The 17387-nt window shown below is 75.4% G+C and carries 18 protein-coding genes; 10 read left to right on the top strand and 8 right to left on the bottom strand.

The window, feature by feature from the left end; genetic code table 11:
• Positions 1-11: 11 nt before the first annotated feature.
• From ABZ249_RS24870 to ABZ249_RS24850, 5 genes are all read left to right on the top strand, one after another.
• Complete coding sequence (locus ABZ249_RS24870; protein WP_355267307.1) at positions 12-902, top strand: EamA family transporter; 891 nt, start codon at positions 12-14, stop codon at positions 900-902.
• Positions 903-1000: 98 nt separating this feature from the next.
• The gene (locus tag ABZ249_RS24865) at positions 1001-1270 is read left to right on the top strand and encodes a metal-sensitive transcriptional regulator (protein WP_220563631.1); all 270 of its coding nucleotides are present in this window, start codon (positions 1001-1003) and stop codon (positions 1268-1270) included.
• A gap of 260 nt (positions 1271-1530) precedes the next feature.
• The gene (locus ABZ249_RS24860) at positions 1531-2103 is read left to right on the top strand and encodes a rhodanese-like domain-containing protein (RefSeq protein WP_355267304.1); all 573 of its coding nucleotides are present in this window, start codon (positions 1531-1533) and stop codon (positions 2101-2103) included.
• A 111-nt stretch (positions 2104-2214) separates the two neighbouring features.
• Entirely contained in the window at positions 2215-3630 is a 1416-nt protein-coding gene (locus ABZ249_RS24855; RefSeq protein WP_355267301.1) for an MBL fold metallo-hydrolase, read from the top strand.
• Between the two features lie 67 nt (positions 3631-3697).
• The gene (locus ABZ249_RS24850) at positions 3698-4567 is read left to right on the top strand and encodes a sulfite exporter TauE/SafE family protein (RefSeq protein WP_355267298.1); all 870 of its coding nucleotides are present in this window, start codon (positions 3698-3700) and stop codon (positions 4565-4567) included.
• A 76-nt stretch (positions 4568-4643) separates the two neighbouring features.
• Here ABZ249_RS24850 and ABZ249_RS24845 read toward each other — a convergent pair whose 3' ends face one another.
• The 3 genes from ABZ249_RS24845 to ABZ249_RS24835 all read right to left on the bottom strand — a co-directional run bounded on the left by ABZ249_RS24845 (position 4644) and on the right by ABZ249_RS24835 (position 8372).
• Positions 4644-6005: a GntP family permease gene (locus ABZ249_RS24845; protein WP_355267295.1), complete on the bottom strand. Its 1362-nt coding sequence runs from the start codon at positions 6003-6005 to the stop codon at positions 4644-4646.
• Positions 6002-7213 carry a glycerate kinase gene (locus tag ABZ249_RS24840; protein ID WP_355267292.1) on the bottom strand — a complete coding sequence of 404 codons (1212 nt, stop codon included), beginning with the start codon at positions 7211-7213 and terminating at the stop codon, positions 6002-6004. Before ABZ249_RS24840 ends, ABZ249_RS24845 begins: the two co-directional genes overlap by 4 nt.
• A 70-nt stretch (positions 7214-7283) precedes the next feature.
• Positions 7284-8372 carry a sugar diacid recognition domain-containing protein gene (locus tag ABZ249_RS24835; RefSeq protein ID WP_355267290.1) on the bottom strand — a complete coding sequence of 363 codons (1089 nt, stop codon included), beginning with the start codon at positions 8370-8372 and terminating at the stop codon, positions 7284-7286.
• 67 nt (positions 8373-8439) lie between these two features.
• Here ABZ249_RS24835 and ABZ249_RS24830 point away from each other — a divergent pair, with 67 nt between their 5' ends.
• Entirely contained in the window at positions 8440-9369 is a 930-nt protein-coding gene (locus ABZ249_RS24830) for a pyridoxal-phosphate dependent enzyme (RefSeq protein WP_355267287.1), read from the top strand.
• Here ABZ249_RS24830 and ABZ249_RS24825 read toward each other — a convergent pair.
• From ABZ249_RS24825 to ABZ249_RS24810, 4 genes are all read right to left on the bottom strand, one after another.
• On the bottom strand, positions 9333-9773 hold the full coding sequence (locus tag ABZ249_RS24825) for a DUF4240 domain-containing protein (RefSeq protein ID WP_355267284.1): 441 nt from the start codon (positions 9771-9773) through the stop codon (positions 9333-9335). The two genes, ABZ249_RS24830 and ABZ249_RS24825, sit on opposite strands and share 37 nt — an antisense overlap.
• Before the next feature lie 88 nt (positions 9774-9861).
• A complete protein-coding gene (locus ABZ249_RS24820; RefSeq protein ID WP_355267281.1) occupies positions 9862-10641 on the bottom strand; it encodes a sporulation protein in 780 nt (259 codons plus the stop codon).
• Positions 10642-10855: 214 nt separating this feature from the next.
• Positions 10856-11323: a DUF6463 family protein gene (locus ABZ249_RS24815; RefSeq protein WP_355267278.1), complete on the bottom strand. Its 468-nt coding sequence runs from the start codon at positions 11321-11323 to the stop codon at positions 10856-10858.
• A gap of 44 nt (positions 11324-11367) precedes the next feature.
• Entirely contained in the window at positions 11368-11964 is a 597-nt protein-coding gene (locus tag ABZ249_RS24810) for a DUF2867 domain-containing protein (protein WP_355267275.1), read from the bottom strand.
• Between the two features lie 89 nt (positions 11965-12053).
• Here ABZ249_RS24810 and ABZ249_RS24805 point away from each other — a divergent pair, with 89 nt between their 5' ends.
• The 3 genes from ABZ249_RS24805 (at position 12054) to ABZ249_RS24795 (ending at position 14788) form a co-directional block, all read left to right on the top strand.
• Positions 12054-12605: a TetR/AcrR family transcriptional regulator gene (locus ABZ249_RS24805; RefSeq protein WP_355267272.1), complete on the top strand. Its 552-nt coding sequence runs from the start codon at positions 12054-12056 to the stop codon at positions 12603-12605.
• 35 nt (positions 12606-12640) lie between these two features.
• A complete protein-coding gene (locus ABZ249_RS24800; RefSeq protein WP_355267269.1) occupies positions 12641-13597 on the top strand; it encodes a squalene cyclase in 957 nt (318 codons plus the stop codon).
• A 99-nt stretch (positions 13598-13696) separates the two neighbouring features.
• Positions 13697-14788 carry a winged helix DNA-binding domain-containing protein gene (locus ABZ249_RS24795; RefSeq protein WP_355267266.1) on the top strand — a complete coding sequence of 364 codons (1092 nt, stop codon included), beginning with the start codon at positions 13697-13699 and terminating at the stop codon, positions 14786-14788.
• Between the two features lie 137 nt (positions 14789-14925).
• Here ABZ249_RS24795 and ABZ249_RS24790 read toward each other — a convergent pair whose 3' ends face one another.
• A complete protein-coding gene (locus ABZ249_RS24790; RefSeq protein WP_355267263.1) occupies positions 14926-16185 on the bottom strand; it encodes an FAD-binding protein in 1260 nt (419 codons plus the stop codon).
• Between the two features lie 178 nt (positions 16186-16363).
• Between ABZ249_RS24790 and ABZ249_RS24785 the strand changes: the two genes are divergently transcribed.
• Positions 16364-17239: an NmrA family NAD(P)-binding protein gene (locus ABZ249_RS24785; protein ID WP_355267257.1), complete on the top strand. Its 876-nt coding sequence runs from the start codon at positions 16364-16366 to the stop codon at positions 17237-17239.
• The last annotated feature ends 148 nt before the right edge of the window (positions 17240-17387 follow it).

Below are 17387 nucleotides of genomic sequence, written 5' to 3'. Positions count from 1 at the left end.
ATGATCCGGGCATGGAGACGTCGACGGAGGTGCGCCCGGCGGGCGCGGGACGGGACGGCCGCGGGCGCCTGGCCGGTGTGGCCGTGATGCTGGGCGGCGGGGTGTCCAACCAGGTGGGCGCCTCGCTGGGGGCGCTGGCCTTCCCGGTGATCGGCCCGGCCGGGGTGGTGGCGGTGCGCCAGTGGGTGGCGGCCGCGGTGCTGTTCGCGGTGGGGCGCCCCCGGCTCCGGACGCTGACCCGGGACCAGTGGCGGCCGGTCGTCGCGATGGGCCTGGTCTTCGGGTGCATGAACCTGTCGCTGTACTCGGCGGTCGACCGGATCGGGCTGGGGCTGGCGGTGACCCTGGAGTTCCTGGGCCCGCTCGCGGTGGCCCTGGCCTCCTCGCGCCGGTGGACGGACCTGGTGTGCGCGCTGGCCGCCGGGGGCGCGGTGGCCGTGCTGATGCGGCCGCAGCCCAGCGGCGACCACCTGGGAGTCGTGCTGGCGCTGGCGGCCGCGGCCTGCTGGGCGGCGTACATCCTGCTCAACCGCACGGTCGGGCGGAGGGTGCCGGGGATCGAGGGGTCGGCGGCCGCGGCGGGGGTCTCCGCGCTGGCCTTCCTCCCGGTCGGGGTGTGGGTGCTGTGGCACCAGCCGCCGACGTGGGCGGCGCTGGGGTGCGCGGTGGCGGCGGGCCTGCTGTCCTCCACGGTGCCGTTCCTGGGCGACCTGTACGCGCTGAGGCGGGTGCCCGCCCGGTTCTTCGGCCTGTTCATGAGCGTGCACCCGGTGATGGCGGCGCTGGCCGGACTCGTGGTCCTGGGCCAGCGACCGGCCTGGCCGGACTGGGCGGCCATCGCCGCGGTGGTGGCGGCCAACGCGGTGAGCGCGACCGTCGGCCGTCCCGGGGAGCACCGGTGACCGGCGTCCCCGGAGGCCGTGGAACGGGTCACCCGCCTCCCTCCGGACTGGACGCGACATACACCCGGGGGTATGTTGGGCGGCGAGAGGGGATGAGCATGGACCTCAAACCGGAGATGCTCGGAGACGCCCTGACCCGCCTGCGGCGGGCCCAGGGCCAGCTCAACGCCGTGATCACGATGATCGAGAACGGCGAGGACTGCACCGAGACGCTGCAACAGCTGGCCGCGGTCTCCCGTGCCCTGGACCGGGCCGGCTTCAAGATCGTGGCCACGGGCCTGCGGCACTGCAACGCGGCCCGCGAGCGCGGCGAGGAGCCGCCCATGAGCGAGGCCGAGCTGGAGAAGCTCTTCCTGGCCCTGGCCTGACGGACCCGCCCACGCGGGCGGGTCCGCCGGTCCGGCGTGCCCGCGTCCCCGAACCGGGGCACGGGCACACCCTCCGCATACCCCCGGGGGTTCCCGGTCGGCGCACACGTGCGCCCTCCGCATACCCCCCGGGGTACTTTTCAGCCCGTGCGCCGCGGACCGGGGAACGGCCCCGTTCCAGCGCGCCCCGGGGAGACATCCGCCTCCCGGATACCCCCGGGCGTACCCGGCCTCCCCGGACACCGACCACGAGGAGACACATGACCGACCGCACCATCGCCGTGCACAGCGTCCGCAGCCTGGTCGAGACCGACCCCGACACCCTGCTCGTGGACGTGCGCACCCCCGCCGAGTACGAGGGCTCGCACATCCCCGGCGCGATCAACCTGCCGCTCCAGCGCGTGGACGCGCACCTGGAGCGCATCGTCACCGACGCCGGCGGCCGCCTGGTCCTCGTCTGCCAGTCCGGGCACCGGGCCCGGCAGTGCCAGGACAGGCTGGCCGCCGCCGGACTGGCGGACACCGTCGTCATGGAGGGCGGCATGAACGCGTGGGAGGCCCAGGGCGCGCCGGTCGTGCGCGGACGGGCCCGCTGGTCCCTGGAGCGCCAGGTCCGCCTGGTCGCCGGGGGTGCCGTGCTGGCCTCCGTGCTCGCCTCCCTGCTGTGGCCGCCCGCGGTGGCGGTCGCCGGGTTCGTCGGGGCCGGCCTGGCCTTCGCCGCCGTCACCGACACCTGCGCCATGGGCATGGCCCTGGCCCGGCTGCCCTACAACCGGCCCCGCAACCGGATCGACATCGAGGACTCGCTCGCGCGGCTCGGCGCCCGCGGCTGACGGCCCGCCCCTTCCACCCGGAGCGCTTCCGGACCACCGGGGCCGCACCGGCTCCACCGCATACCCCCCGGAGTACCCGGGGAGCGAACCGCACCACACCCAGGAGGAACCATGCTGCTGGAACGCATCTACGACGAAGACCTGGCCCAGGCGGGCTACCTCATCGGCTGCCAGGCGACGGGGGAGGCGGTCGTGGTCGACGCCCGCCGCGACATCGGCGTGTACCTCGACCTCGCCCGGTCCCACGGTATGAGGATCGTCGCCGTCACCGAGACCCACATCCACGCCGACTACCTCTCCGGCACCCGCGAACTCGCGGCGGCGACCGGCGCCACCGTCCACGTCTCCGGGGAGGGCGGCCCGGACTGGCAGTACGGCTTCGAGGCCGAGCGCCTCCGCGACGGGGACGCCGTCACCGTCGGCAACATCACGGTCAGGGCCCGCCACACGCCCGGACACACGCCGGAGCACCTGTCGTTCCTGGTCACCGACGGGGCGTTCAGCGACGACCCCGGCTACCTGCTCTCCGGCGACTTCGTCTTCGCCGGGGACCTGGGCCGACCCGACCTGCTGGACGAGGCCGCGGGCGGGGAGGACACCCGGTTCGAGGGCGCGCGGCTGCTGTACGCGAGCCTGCGCGACGTCTTCCTGGCACTGCCCGACCACGTCCAGGTCCACCCCGGGCACGGCTCCGGCAGCGCCTGTGGCAAGGCCCTGGGCGCCCTGCCGTCCACCACCGTCGGGTACGAGCGCCTCAACGCCTGGTGGGCGCCCTACCTCCGCGACGGTGACGAGGAGGGGTTCGTCGCGGAGCTCCTCGACGGGCAGCCCGACGCGCACGCCTACTTCGCCCGGATGAAGCGGCAGAACAGGCGGGGCCCGAGGGTCCTCGGCCCGCTCGACCCGCCGCGGGAGCTGGACAACGGGGAGATCGCCGCGGCCCTGAGCGCGGGCGGAGCGGTCCTCGTGGACACCCGGCCCCACACCGAGGTGCACCGGGGCACCGTCGCCGGGGCGCTCAACATCCCCGGTCCGGCCAAGGCCGCCACCTACGGCGCCTGGGCGTACGACCCCGAGGCCGAGGACCTGCCGCTGGTCCTCCTGGTGCCCGACGCGGACACCGCCCGGGACGTGCGCGACCACCTGCTGCGGGTCGGCATCGACCGCGTCGGCGGCTACACCACCACCCTGGAGGGACTGCCAGCGGCGGTGCCCGCGGTCGTCGCCCCGGCGGACCTGGAGGACGCGGGGGCGGCGCTCCTCCTGGACGTGCGCGACCGGGCCGAGCACGCCGCCGGGCACATCCCGGGCTCGCGGCGGCTCAGCGCCGGACGGGTCCTGTGGCACCTGGACGAACTGCCGGACGAGGGCACCATCGTGACCTACTGCCAGGCGGGCGTGCGCAACTCCGTGGCGGCCTCGGCCCTGCGCCGCGCCGGATACGACGTGGTCGAACTCGACGGGAGCTACGCGGGCTGGGCGGACTGGGCGCGCGGAGGCGCCGCGGCGGCCGGAACGGCGGCCTGACCATCGCGGCCCCGTCCGGGCGGGGCCGCCCCGGCGGCCCCGGTCCCGGCCACGGAAGGAGTGAAGTGTGGAGTTCCCGATGATCCTCGTCGTCGGCCTCACCGCGGTGGTGGGCCTCACGCTCGGGCTGCTCGGCGGCGGGGGGTCCATCCTGATGGTCCCGCTGCTGGCCTACGTCGCGGGCCTGCCGCCCAAGGAGGCCATCGCGGTCTCGCTGGTCGTGGTCGGCGCCACCTCGCTGGTCGGCGCGTTCGCCCACGCCCGCCGCGGCAACGTCCGCTGGCGTACGGGGCTGCTCTTCGGCGCCGCGGGCATGGGGGGCGCCTTCCTCGGCGGCCTGGCGGGCGGGCACGTACCCGGCACCGTCCTGATGGTGGCCTTCGCGCTCATGATGGTCGCCACCGCCGCCGCCATGCTGCGGGGCAGAGGGTCCCCCGCCGGGGGCGGGGAGCGGCGCGGAGAGCCTCCGCTGTGGCGCATCCTCGCCGACGGCCTGGCCGTCGGCGCCGTGACCGGGCTGGTGGGCGCCGGGGGCGGCTTCCTCGTGGTGCCCGCCCTGGCACTGCTCGGCGGCCTGCCCATGCCGGTCGCGGTGGGGACCTCCCTGCTCGTGATCGCCATGAAGTCCTTCGCGGGGCTCACCGGCTACCTGGCCTCGGTGAGCCCGGACTGGGCGCTGGTCGCCGCCGTCACCGCCGCGGCCGTGGCGGGGTCGCTGGTCGGCACGCGCCTGGCCTCCCGGGTGCCCGAAGCCGCGCTGCGCCGGGGCTTCGGGGTCTTCGTCCTGGTGATGGGCGTCCTCGTGCTGGCCATGGAGCTGCCCGCGCCGTTCGGCGGCGTCCTCGCCGTCACGGCGGCCGCCGTGGCCGCACTGGGCGCGGTCTGCCGCCTGCTCGGGGAGTACTGCCCCCTCGCGCCCCTGCGGGCGGGCGTGTGAGGGAGCCCCGGACGGCTCCGGAGAACGCTTCGGGCCCCCGCCGTACGGCGGGGGCCCGAAGCTCACGGACGCGGGGTCAGAGCAGGAAGAGCCCGATCACCCAGATGGTCGCGAAGGCCGCGGTGCCCTCGATGGCGGTCGCCACGCTGAGGGTCCGGTAGGCGGTCGCCACCGGGATCCGGCTCAACTGGGAGACGACCCAGAAGTAGGAGTCGTTGGCGTGCGAGACGACCATCGCTCCGGCACCGGTCGCCAGCACGCTCAGGACCATCCCCTCCGGGGAGTCGAGGCCGAGGGAGCCCAGCATCGGCGCGATCAGGGCCGAGGTGCTGACGATCGACACCGTGGACGAGCCCTGCGCGGTCTTGAGCGCGGCGGCGATGATGAACGGCACCGCCAGCCCCAGGCCCAGGCCGCTGAGGTTGTCCGACAGGAACCCGGTCAGCGGCGAGGCGGCCAGCACGCCGCCGAAGGCGGCGCCGGCGCCGGTGATGAGCAGGATCGGGGCCGAGACACGGATCGACTCCTGGACGTGGTCGTTGAAGCGCTCCAGCTTGCCGTGCCCGCGCAGCAGCAGCACGGCGACGGCCAGGCCGATGATGAGGGCGATGACCGGGGTGCCCAGGAAGCCGAGGACGTCGAAGGCGACCCCCTCGCCGAGCGGGCGGCTCGGCAGCTTGACGATCGAGGAGGTGCAGATCAGAGCCAGCGGCACCACGATCGGCAGGAACGAGACGAAGGCGCCGGGCAGCCGGCCGTAGCTCTCGCGCAGCTCCTCGTAGGACTGCCGGGTGAGGTCGTCGTCGTTCTCCGCGGGCAGCGGCGTGAACTCCTTGCGGGAGAACGTGCTCGCGAAGACCAGGCCGGCGACGGCGGCGACGGCGGCCACCGGCAGGCCCAGGGCGATGATCATGCCCAGGTTGTCGGAGACGCCGAGGTTCTCGGCGGCGGCCAGCGGGCCCGGGGTCGGCGGGACCATGGTGTGCGTGGCGTACAGGCCGGTCATCAGCGCGATCGAGGTGGCCAGGGTGGACACGCCGGTGCGCAGGGTCACGGCCTTGCGCAGCGAGTTGAGGATGACGTAGCCGGAGTCGCAGAACACCGGGATGGAGACGATGTAGCCGATCAGGGACATCGTCAGGTTCGGGAAGCGGGTGCCGAGCACCTTGATCAGCGCCTCGGCCATCGCGATCGCGGCGCCGGAGCGCTCCAGGATCACGCCGATCATGGTGCCGAACAGGATCACCAGGCCGATGTTGCCCAGGGTGTTGCCGAAGGCGGTCGTCACGGTGGTGACGACCTCGCCCATCGGGATGCGGTAGGCGAAGGCCCCGATGAGGGCGGCGCCGATGAGCGCGAGGAAGGGGCTGACCTTCCAGCGCGCGGTGACGAGCACGATGGCCGCCACCAGGACGAGCAGGATGAGCAACGAGGTCACGGTCGGTGTTCCTTAGGCGTGCGGGATGCGAAGTGGTGGGCGAGGAGCCGGCAGCAGTTGGAGGTCGTCCACTCGATGTCGGCGAGGACCTCCTCGCTCATCCGTTCCAGGGTGCGGGGGCCCCGGGCGGTGGAGAAGGCGGCGGTGACGCCCGACCGCCGGAGTTCCTCGGGGGTGACCGAGACGTCTCCGGCGATGACCACGACGGGGCGTCCCGCCGGGGCGAGTCGGCGGACCGCGTCGACGACCTTGCCGCCCAGGGACTGGCCGTCGAACCGGCCCTCCCCCGTCAGGACGAGGTCGGCGGCGGCCATGAGGCGTTCGGCGTCCAGGACGTCGGCGACCATGCGGGACCCGGGGACGACCTCGGCGCCCAGCAGCGCCGTGAGCGGGGCGGGCAGGCCGCCCGCGGCCCCCAGGCCCGGGCGGTCGCGGACGTCCTCGCCGGTGGCCTGCGCGAGGACCTCGGCCAGGCGGTCCAGCCCGGCGTCCAGAACGCGCACGTCGTCGGGGCCGGCGCCCTTCTGCGGCCCGAAGACCGCGGCGGCCCCCCGGTCGCCGACGAGGGGGTTGGTGACGTCGCAGGCGATGCGCCAGCGTACGGCCCGGGCGCGCGGATCGAGCCCGGAGGTGTCCAACCGGTCCAGTTCGGTGAGGCTCCCGCCCCCGTCGGGGAGTTCCCGCCCGTCCCGGTCCAGCAGGCGCGCGCCGAGCGCGCGGAGCAGGCCGGTGCCGCCGTCGGTGGTGGCCGATCCCCCGATGCACAGGAGGATCTCCTCGACCCCGGCGTCCAGCAGAGCCGTGACCAGGGGGCCGATACCCCGGGTGGTGGCGGTCAGCGGGCGCAGGGGCACGTCGGAGACCAGCGGCAGGCCGTTGGCCTCGGCCGCCTCGATGACCCCGGTCCGGCCGTCCGGGGACAGGCCGTAGCGGGCCCGCACCGGTCGGCCGAGGGCGTCGGTGGTGTCCACCGTGAGCGCCTCGGCGCCCCAGGCGCCCAGGAGCGCGTCGAGGGTCCCCTCTCCCCCGTCCGCGAACGGGAGGGTGTGGACGGTCGCCTCGATGCCCGCCGCGCCGAAGGCGTCGCGGACGCCCCTCTCCATGGCCGCCGCCACGTCCACGGCCCGGGCGCTGCCCTTGAAGGAGTCCGGGACGATGGCGACACGGACGGGAAAGTCCTGGTCATGTACGTGCAACGCGTTGGACATGTCGGAGAGCCTAAGAAGAAACCCCGTGCGATTCGACGTCGTCTCGCCCAGACTTCCTGTGACTTCTTGTTCAGTCTGTGTGCGAAACGCACAAGGCTTCACGCGCGTAGAGAGCCATCTGCAACGCGGCCAGGTGGTCGGCGCGGCGGATGTCCGCCCCCGTGGTCGCGCGGATCCGCTCCACCCGCTGGAGCAGCGTGTTGCGGTGGACGTACACCGAGTCCGCCGCCGCCTGCATGGAGGTGGTCGTCGCCACCGCCAGCAGGGTGCGCCGCTGCGCCTCGCTCAGCACCGACGCGCGCCCGGCCAGGTGCTCCAGGCTGCGCCGGGGCAGGTGGGCCACGGCCACGGCGATGTCGCGCGACCACGGCTCGGTGTCCCCCAGGACCGGGATGAGCCCGGCGTAGCGGCACAGCGCCCGCGACTCCTCGGCGTGGGCCAGCAGCGCCTCGACGTCGTCGGTGGGCTCGGTGGCGGTGTGCCGGACGCCGGCGGGCAGGGGGAGGTCGGGCGCCGCCCCCGAGCCCACCAGCCACAGGGCGCCGTGCAGCACGGCCGACCGGTGGCCGAGATCGGTGTTGAGCCGGGCCACCGCGGTGTCGGCCAGCGGCGGCGGGGCCGCGGCCGCGTCCGGCCGGGGCGCCCCGGCCGTCCACAGCGCCAGCGACCAGGGCGGGGCCAGCCCCGCGGCGGCCAACCGGGCCCGCGCCGACTCCGCGGAGGCGGTGCCCGAGGCCAGGGCGGCGATGAGGTCGCGGGCCTCGGTGTGGCGGCGGGTGGCGGCGTCCTGCTCGTCCTCCTGCGCGATGAGCAGCTGCACGGTCAGCGCCACCACACGGGCGAGCGGGGCGACCTCCCGGGGGTCGCCGGTGATGCCCACGGCGCCGCGCAGCTCGCCGTCGATGACCAGCGGCTCGTTGGCGCCGGGCCGGTCGGAGGTGCCGGGTTCGGGCGAGGTGATGAGGACGGGCCGGCCCTCGGCGATGACCCGCTGGGCGCCACGGTGCAGGGTGCCGAGGCGTTCGGGGTCCAGGCAGGCGATGATCGTGCCGTGCTCGTCCATCACGTTGATGTTGTGGCTGATCGTCGGTGCGATGAGATCGACCACCCGCTGGGCGAGTTCCCCGCTCAACGGCGTCCGGCCGGCGTTTTCTGCCATGGCCACCAGGATAGGGAGCCCCGGGACCGGGTCCCGCCGCCCGCGCCGGGGTCCCTACGCTGGCGGGATGGAGTCCACCGGGTGCGGCCACCTGACGGCCCGACTGCCCTCCCCGCTGGAGGAGGTCCGCGACCCCCGGCTGCGCGGGGTGCGGCTGCTGATCAAACGGGAGGACCTCATCCACCCCGAGGTGCCCGGCAACAAGTGGCGCAAGCTCCACCGCAACCTGGTGCGGGCGCACGAGGCCGGGGCCGCGACCCTGCTGACCTTCGGCGGCGCCTACTCCAACCACATCCGGGCGGTGGCCGCCGCCGGCCGGGCCTGCGGGTTCGCGACCGTCGGAGTGATCCGCGGGGAGGAGCACCGGCCGCTCAACCCCGTGCTGGAGTACGCGGCGGCCCAGGGGATGCGGCTGGTCCACCTGGACCGGGCGACCTACCGGAACAAGCACACGCCCGGGGTGATCGCGGGGCTGCGCGAGCGGTTCGGTGACTTCCACCTGCTGCCCGAGGGCGGCAGCAACGCCGAGGCGGTGCTGGGGTGCGTGCCCGTCGCCGCGGAGATCGACACCGACTTCGACGTGCTGTGCTGCGCCTGCGGCACCGGGGGCACCCTCGCCGGGGTCGCCGCCGGGCTGGGCCCGGGGCGGCGGGCTCTGGGGTTCGCGGTGCTGAAGGGCGGGGGCTTCCTCGCCGACGAGGTGCGGCGGCTCCAGCGGGAGGCGGGGGTGTCCGGCGGGAACTGGGAGGTCGAGACCGGCTACCACTTCGGCGGGTACGCCCGGTGCCCGGACGGGCTGCGGGCGTTCATCGACGACTTCCGGGACCGGCACGGGCTGGAGCCGGAGCGGGTCTACGTGGCCAAGATGCTCGCCGGGATCTACGACCTGGCCGCCCGCGGCCGCCTGCGCCCGGGGACCACGGTGGTCGCCCTGGTCACCGGCCCCGCGGAGTTCCGGGCTCAGGCCCCGCCGGTCCAGCCCCCGCGGTTGGAGTAGGACTCGTAGGAGTACCGGGTCTCGCGCTGCCACTCCTCGCCGGTGAAATCCTTGTAGGCGCGGTCCGGGACGTAGAGCAGCGGTTCGGCCCAGATCAGCTCCTCGGCGTAGGGGGCGAAGAGCACCGGGTCGGCCAGCACCTCCTCGTAGGCCGCGCGGCCGTCGGCGACGACCGCCGCGCGGGTGTACAGGAACGCGTCGGAGGACAGGTCCTCCCCGTACTCGCGGCGGTCCAGCCGGTACAGGGCCTCGGAGAGCCGCTCGGCGAAGCCGGTGATCATGAACACCGGGCCGCGCGACAGCAGCCCGACGAGGTGGTCGGCCAGGTGGTCGCCGCCGGGGTCCGGGCCGGGGGCGGCGGCGCGGCCCTCGTCGACCAGCAGCCAGAAGGTGTCCTCGGTCATGGCCCCGATCCTGCCGGAGGGCTCCGACAGGGCGCGGGGACCGGTGGGTCGGCGGAGGGCGTCGGCGGGCCGGAGGGCGCCCGCGGGCTCACCCCTCCGCGCCGCCCTTGCGCGCGTACGCCTCGCCGTCGCCGTCGCGGTCCAGGGTGTACCCGATCCACTCGCCCACGCGGCGCCGCCAGTCCTCGCGGTCGGCGTCCTCGTGGCGGGCGTGGAACCACCGGGGCTCGGCCCGGCCCGCCGCGTACTCCGCCAGCATCCCGTCGGCCGCGAACGCCACCGCCACGCCCTCCTCGGCGGTGGACAGCAGCAGGTCCAGGTCTACGGTGCCGTCGGTGTAGCGCAGCGCCCGGTGGAAGCGCGCCCTCCCGGGGTCGCCGGGCAGGCCGCCCCGGGCCGCGTGCCCGCCGCGCCGCTCGAACCCGGCGCGCTCCATCCCCTCCAGCAGGCGCTCGTGCAGCGGCAGCGGGTGGACGTACACCGGGTCCAGGTCGCCCTCGTCGAGGGCGTCGTCTATGACGACGTCGGTGCGCAGGCCCAGCTCGACCCCGGCCAGGTCGGTCCCGTCCAGGCGGGTCGGCGGCGCGGCCCAGGGGACCCGGTAGGCGAACGGCACGACCAGCCGCCGCTCCGCGTCCAGGGTCATTGCGCCCATGAGGGGCACCCGGGCGAACTCCGACTCCTCGCCGTCGCCGAAGCGGGCGACGAGGACGTGCGCCACCTCGGCGACCTCCCAGTCCAGCTCGCCCCCGGTCAGCTCCAGGCGCCCCTGGAGCAGCTCGCCGGGCCGCCGGTGCGGGTCGTCCAGCACGGTGTCCACCTTGGGACATCCGGTCCCGAGTACCGAGAGGAGGTACCTGAAGACCATGACGCGTCCTTCCCGGAGAGCGGCGGAGGCCGCCTCGCGGCCCGGAACCCGGCTCCCTCGCAAGAGTCAACGAGGCCGTACCCGCGGCGGGTTCCCGAACGGCCCGGACCGACCGCGGCCCGCGCGGACCGTGGGGTCGGGGCGACCCGTGCGGCCGGTGCGGTCCGTAGGGTCGGGGCGGCCGGTGCGGCCGGCGCGGCCGGTCCGGGGCCGGTCACGCGGCGGCCGCGGACTCCCGGAGCCGGTCCCGCCGCGCCCCGAGGACGACGAGCAGGCCCGCCGCGGCGCCCAGGAAGTAGGGCGACGGCACGAGCAGGACGCCGCCGGCGACGCACCACGCCGCGGTCCCCCAGCCCACCCACGAGGGGACGGGCACCCCGCGTCCGACCAGGTGCCGGATCAAGGCCCCCAACAGGACCAGGGGGACGGAGAAGCTCCCCGGGCCGGCCCAGAAGGTGAGCGAGTTCTGCAGCTGCGCCGCCGTCGGTTCCGCGCCGCCCCCGAGGTCGAGCGGGACGGCCGCCCACAGGCCCCGCTCCGCCCAGGCCGCGATGACGGCGCCGTCGACGAACGCCAGCAGGGCCAGGTGCCCGACGCCCAGCACGATCATGATGCCGCTCCCCCAGAGCAGCGGCCCCCTGCCGGTCCGCGCGTTCCGTTTCGCCTTCGGTGCCGTGTCCATGCCCTGCTCCGTTCGCTCCGCCGTGTCCTGTTCCGCCCGCCCGGTCATGCCGGCCCTCCGTTCCGCTCGGCCCAGGCCCGCTCCCAGCCGCGGGTCAGCGCCGGGTAGACGATGAAGTGCCGGAAGGGCGCGATGGCCGCCATGTACAGCCGCCCGAACCGGCCGTTGGGTTTGACGAGGACGGCCATCAGCAGCTCGTGGTCGCCGTCGGCCCCGCGCGCCCAGCCCAGGTGCATCAGGGTGTGCACGGTCCGGTTCGCCAGCTCGCGGACGGCCTCGGTGTCGGTCTCGTAGACCGCCTTCAGGGGCATGTCGTCCCGGTCCTCCCCCCGAGGCGCGGCGAGCAGGTCGTCGGGGAGGCGGTCGCGCAGCGAGGGGACCCGCCCGCCCACGCCCGACCCCGGGTCGTCCCAGCCCAGGAGCCCGCCGAGCCGCCACCGGACGGCGAACAGGAACCGCACCGCCGGGGGCATCCGGCCGATCCCGCCGGACGAGCGGATCGCCTCCACCGCAACGCGGAAGTCGCCGGGGCCCGCTCCGGGGGTGCGGAACGCCCACACGTCCTCGACCTCGAAGTCCGGGGCCAGGTCGTGGATGCGCCAGGGGTGTGCGGTGTGGTCGGAGATCGTACGCCGGGCCATGGCGGCCCCCCGTTCTATACGCAGCCGTATATCTCTTTTGTACGGTAGCGTACACATCATGAGCACGACATCCCGGGGGTGGTGAGAAGGTGCCGCCCACCGCCCGCACCCCGCGCGGCCGCTGGATCGAAGCAGGACTCGACGCCCTCGCCCGGGGCGGCCCGGACGCGGTCCGGGTCGAGACCCTGGCCGCCGGGCTCGGCGTGACCAAGGGCGGGTTCTACGGGTACTTCGACGGCCGGCCCGCCCTGCTCGCCGAACTCCTCGACGAGTGGGAGCGCCGCTGCACCGACGACGTCCTGGCCCGCGTCGAGGCCGAGGGCGGGAGCCCCGCGGAGAAGATCCGCCGCGCCGGGCTGCTGACCTTCACCGACGAGCTGCACCGGATCGACCTCGCCGTCCGGGAGTGGGCCCGCCAGGACCCGGCGGTCGCCGAGCGGCTGCGCCGGGTCGACAACGTGCGGATGGACTTCCTGCGCACCATGTTCGCGGGGTTCATCGACGACCCGGACGAGGTCGAGGCGCGCTGCACCCTGGCGTTCGCGCTGGCGATCGGCCGCCACTTCATCGCCGTGGACCACCCGGGCCGCACCCACCGCGAGGCGATCGTGCTCGCCGGGGACCACCTCCTGCGCCCCTGAGCCGTTTCGTCGCCGCCCCGGAGTAGCCTCCCCCCATGGTGGAGACCCCTGTCCTGGACTGGCTGCTCGACTCCGACCCGAGCCTGCGCTGGCGCGTGGAGCGCGACCTCGCGCGCGCCCCGGAGGAGGTGTGGCGGGCCACCCGCGCCCGGGTCCCGCACGAGGGCTTCGGCGCGGCGCTGCTCGCCCGCCAGGACCCCGACGGCCTGTGGGCGGGCGGCGCCTACTTCCCCGCGGACGCCTCCCGGGACGAACCCGGCCAGCCCTGGACGGCCACCACCTGGTCGCTCAACGCCCTGCGCGAATGGGGCGTGGAGCCCGGCGCGCTGCGGCCGGACACCGCGGGCCTGCTGGCGCGCAACGCCCGCTGGGAGTACGAGGACCTTCCGTACTGGAGCGGCGAGGTCGACGCCTGCATCAACGCCTACACCCTGGCCAACGGCGCCTGGCTGGGCGCCGACGTGTCGGCGATCGCCGACTGGTTCCCCCGGCACCGGCTCGCCGACGGCGGCTGGAACTGCATGTGGGTGGAGGGGGCGACCCGCTCCTCGTTCCACTCCACGCTGAACTCCGTGCGGGACATCCTCGACCACGAGGTCCGCACGGGCGGTACCGCCGCCCTGCGCGAGGCCCGGCACGCGGCGCAGGAGTACCTGCTCGAACGCGCCCTGTTCCGGCGGCTGTCCACGGGCGAGCCGCACCCGTGGGCGACGCACCTCGCCTACCCGTTCCGCTGGCACTACAGCGTGCTCAGGGCCGTCGACCACTTCCGCGCGGCGTCCCTGCACGACGGCACCGCGCCCGACCCGCGGCTGGCCGAGGCGGTCGGGCTGATCCGCGCCGCCCGCGACGCCGACGGCACCTGGCACCAGCGGCAGCGGTACGAGGGCCGGGTGTGGTTCGAGGTGGACGCCCCGCCGGGCGAGCCGTCCAGGGGGCTCACCTTCCACGCCCTGCGCGTCCTCGACTGGTGGGACACCGCACGGGAGTAGAGGACCGGACCTGACCTCTTCGCCTGCGAGGGTGGTCCCAGGCCGCGGGGGACGCGGCGTCCCGGCGCGGGCCGGGAGGGACGCACGGAGGTACACGCCATGACCGTTCTGGACGACCGGGCGCTCAACCGCGCCTCGCTCGCCCGGCAGGGCCTGCTCGAACCCTCCGACCGGTCGGCCCTGGACATGGTGTCCCACCTGTGCGGGCTCCAGGCCCAGGAGCCGCAGGAGCCGTTCGTCGGCCTGTGGTCCCGGCTGCGGGGGTTCGAGGCGCCGGCGCTGTCGGACCTGCTGGCCGGACGCCGCGTGGTGCGGCTCCCCCTCATGCGCCGCACCATCCACCTGATGGTCGCGGAGGACGTGCTGGCCTGGCGCTCCCGGTTCGACACCATGCTGCGCCAGAAGGTCACCGGGGTCTACCGCCGGGAACTCGACGGCGTGGACCTGGACGAGCTGGAGGCCGCCGGCCGGGCGGTGCTGGCCGACGGCGAGCCCCGCACCACGGCCGAACTCGTCGACGCGGTCATCGACCGCTGGCCCGGCGGGCACCGGCGGGCGCTGGGCGAGATGCTGGTCTCCGCGCTGATCCCGGTCGTACAGACCCCGCCGCGCGGACTGTGGCGCACCAAGGGGGGAGTGCGGGTCGCGCTCCTGTCGGACTGGACCGGCCGCGAGCCCGCCCCCCACGACCCCGGCGGCACCGACCCGGTCGGCCGGGAGCTCGTGCGGCGCTACCTCGCCGCCTACGGGCCCGCCACCTCCAGCGACCTGCGCGCGTGGTGCGGTGTGGCCGGGCTGCCCGCCGCGGTGGCCGCGGTCCGCGACGAGCTGGTGTCCTTCCGAGACGCGAACGGCCGCGAGCTGCTGGACCTGCCCGGCGCCCCGCTGCCCGACCCCGGCACCCCCGCGCCGGTGCGGTTCCTCCCCGCGTTCGACAACGCCGTCCTGGGCTACCAGTACCGCGGCCGGATCATCGACGACGAGCACCGCGGCCTGTCGGTGGCCGGCGAGCGCGTGGTGCTGGTGGACGGCCGGGTCACCGCGACCTGGACGAGCAGGGACGACACCGTGTCCGTCGCCCCGCTGCGCCCGCTCACCGCGGCGGAACGGGACGCCGTCGCCGAACAGGCCGAGGAGCTGTCGGCGTTCCTGTCCGACGGCGGGTCCCGCCGCGTGCGTATCGACGGCTGAGCCCCGGGGCGGGGCGGGAGGGTCCCGGGTGTGATCGGGGCCTCAGGACCGGGGAGGGCTCGGTGCGGGGGTCACCGCGCCCCGTATTCGAGCGGGGCCTCGGGACGGGGTCCTCGGGTCCGGGTGGGACCGGAGCCTCAGGCCCGGGGGAAGTACGCGTCCGTGAAGGCGTTGCGGAACTTCCCCTCCGGGTCGAACCGCTCCAGCAGCCCGGCGAAGTCCGCGGCCCGTTCGTAGGAGGCGGCGACGTCCGCCGGGGGCAGGGTGCTGAGCTTGCCCCAGTGCGGCCGCGCCCCCAGGGGCGCCAGGCGCTCCTCCACCGCCGCCAGCACCGGGGCCACCGCCTCCGGCATCCGCCGCCAGGTGAAGTGGAACGCCACCGAGTCGCGGCCGTACGCCGGGCTGAGCCACAGGTCGTCGGCGCGCACCGTGCGCACCTCGGAGACGTGCAGAACCGGGGCGATCAGCTCCCCCAGGCCGCGCAGGGCGGCGAAGCCCTCGGCGGCCGCCGCCCGCGGCAGGTAGAACTCGGACTGCAGCTCCTCCCCCGCGCTCGGCGCGAACCCGGACCGGAAGTGCGGCAGCCGCTCGGACCAGGGGCCGACCGCGCCCAGCTGCTCGGTGGCCGGCCCGGCGGGCATCCCCGGGACCGGGTGCTGCGGGGTGTCCGCGGACCGCCCTCCCGCCCAGGCGCCCTCCGGCTCGCCCACGCGGTGCTTGAGCCAGACCCGGCCGGTGTCCCCGCTCCAGTCGGTGAACAGGCTGACGCTGTACGCGGCGCCGAACACCGCGTCGAAGTCGGCGGCGGCCTCCGCGAGCGGCACGTCGAGGCGGACCCTCTGGGACACCTCGAAGGCCGGTTCGACCTCCAGGGTGAGCCGGGTGACGACGCCCAGCGCCCCCAGGGCCACCACCGCGCCCGGGAACACCTCCGGGTCGGTCTCCCGGCCCAGCCGCACGGTCTCCCCGCCGGGCCCCAGGAGTTCGAGCCCGCGCACCGCGGCGGCCAGGCAGCGCAGCCGGTCCCCGGACCCGTGGGTGCCGGTGGCGCAGGACCCCGCCACCGAGATGTGCGGCAGCGAGGCCAGGTTGGCCAGGGCGAACCCCTGCCGGTGCAGCTCCGCGGCGAGTTCGGCGTAGCGGGTCCCGGCGGAGACGGTGACGGTGGCGGTCCCCGGGTCCACGTCGATCTCCCGGGGCAGGCCGTCCAGGCGCACCAGGTCGTGGTCGGAGTCGGCGACCCGGTTGAAGGAGTGGCCGCTGCCCAGCGCCCGGATCCGGGGGGCGTCGCGGACCAGGGCGCGCAGGGCTTCGGGGTCGGCGGGCCGGTGGATGCGGGGGCTGGCGTAGGTGAGGTTCCCGGCCCAGTTGCGGACCGGCGCGGGCGGGGTGGACATGGGTCCTCCTGGGGGTGCGGCGGGAGCCCACGCTACCGAACCGGACCCGGTTCCGGGGATCCCGCCGCCGTCCATCCGCTTTTTCGATCGCTGGAATGAAAAAAGGATATTGGACGCGCCCGGAGGTTCCCCGGGATGCTGGTCCCGGAAATTCAACAAAAGGAGAAAGGGAATCGGCGTGCAGGAGAAGAGGACCGTTCTGGTTACGGGCGCGACCGGCGGCCAGGGCGGCGCCGTCGCCCGCGCCCTGCTCGACCGCGGATGGGGCGTGCGCGCCCTGGTCCGCTCCCCGGAGGCCCCCGCGGCCCGGGCCCTGGCCGCGCTGGGTGCGGAACCGGTCGCCGGCGACCTGGACGATCCGGGGTCGCTGCGCGCGGCGGCCCGGGGCGTGCACGGGGTCTTCAGCGTCCAGCCCTGCGACCTGGCCGCCCCCGACCCGGCCACGGAGGTGCGGAGGGGCCGGAACGTCGCCGACGCGGCGGCCGCGGCGGGAGCCGCCCACCTGGTCTACACCTCGGCCGCGGCCGCCGGGCAGGGGTCGGGGGTGGCGCACTTCGAGAGCAAGGCGGAGATCGAGGCGTACGTGGAATCCGCGGGGGTCCCGGCCACGGTGCTGCGCCCGGTGTACTTCATGGAGAACTGGCGGTACGCGCTGCCGCGGCCGGACCACGGGGGCGGAGAGTCGGCGGGGGCCGGGGAGCGGGTCGTGCCGGTCGCCCTGGACACGGACACCCCGCTCCAGCTGATCGCGCTCGCCGACATCGGGCGGATCGCCGCGGCGGTGTTCGGGGCGCCCGCCGAGTTCACCGGCCGCCGGATCGACATCGCCGGGGACGAGCTCCCGGTGCGGCGGATCGCCGAGGTGTTCGCCGCGGCCGACGGCGTTCCGACGCGCTTCGAGCGGCTGTCCGACGCCGGGTTGCGGGAGCGGAGCCCGGAGGTCGCCAAGATGTACGCGTGGATCAACGGCAAGGGGTTCCGGGCCGACCTCGCCGCGCTGCGGGCCCGGCACCCGGGGCTGCTGACCCTGGAGGCGTGGCTGCGCACCCGCTGACACCGGTGCGGGCCGCGGACGCGGGCTGTGGATGCGGGCCGTGGGCCCGGGTGCGGGTGCGGGTGCGCTGACGGAACCGGAAGGTGGGACCGGCCGGAGGACCCGTCTGACGAGCCCGAGCGGCGCGACCGGACGGCAGGACCGGGCG

This window comes from Nocardiopsis sp. NPDC006139 (assembly GCF_040614155.1).
Lineage (GTDB): Bacteria > Actinomycetota > Actinomycetes > Streptosporangiales > Streptosporangiaceae > Nocardiopsis > Nocardiopsis changdeensis.
Note: the sequence above shows the minus strand (reverse complement) of the source record. Positions and strands in the feature narration are given on the sequence as shown.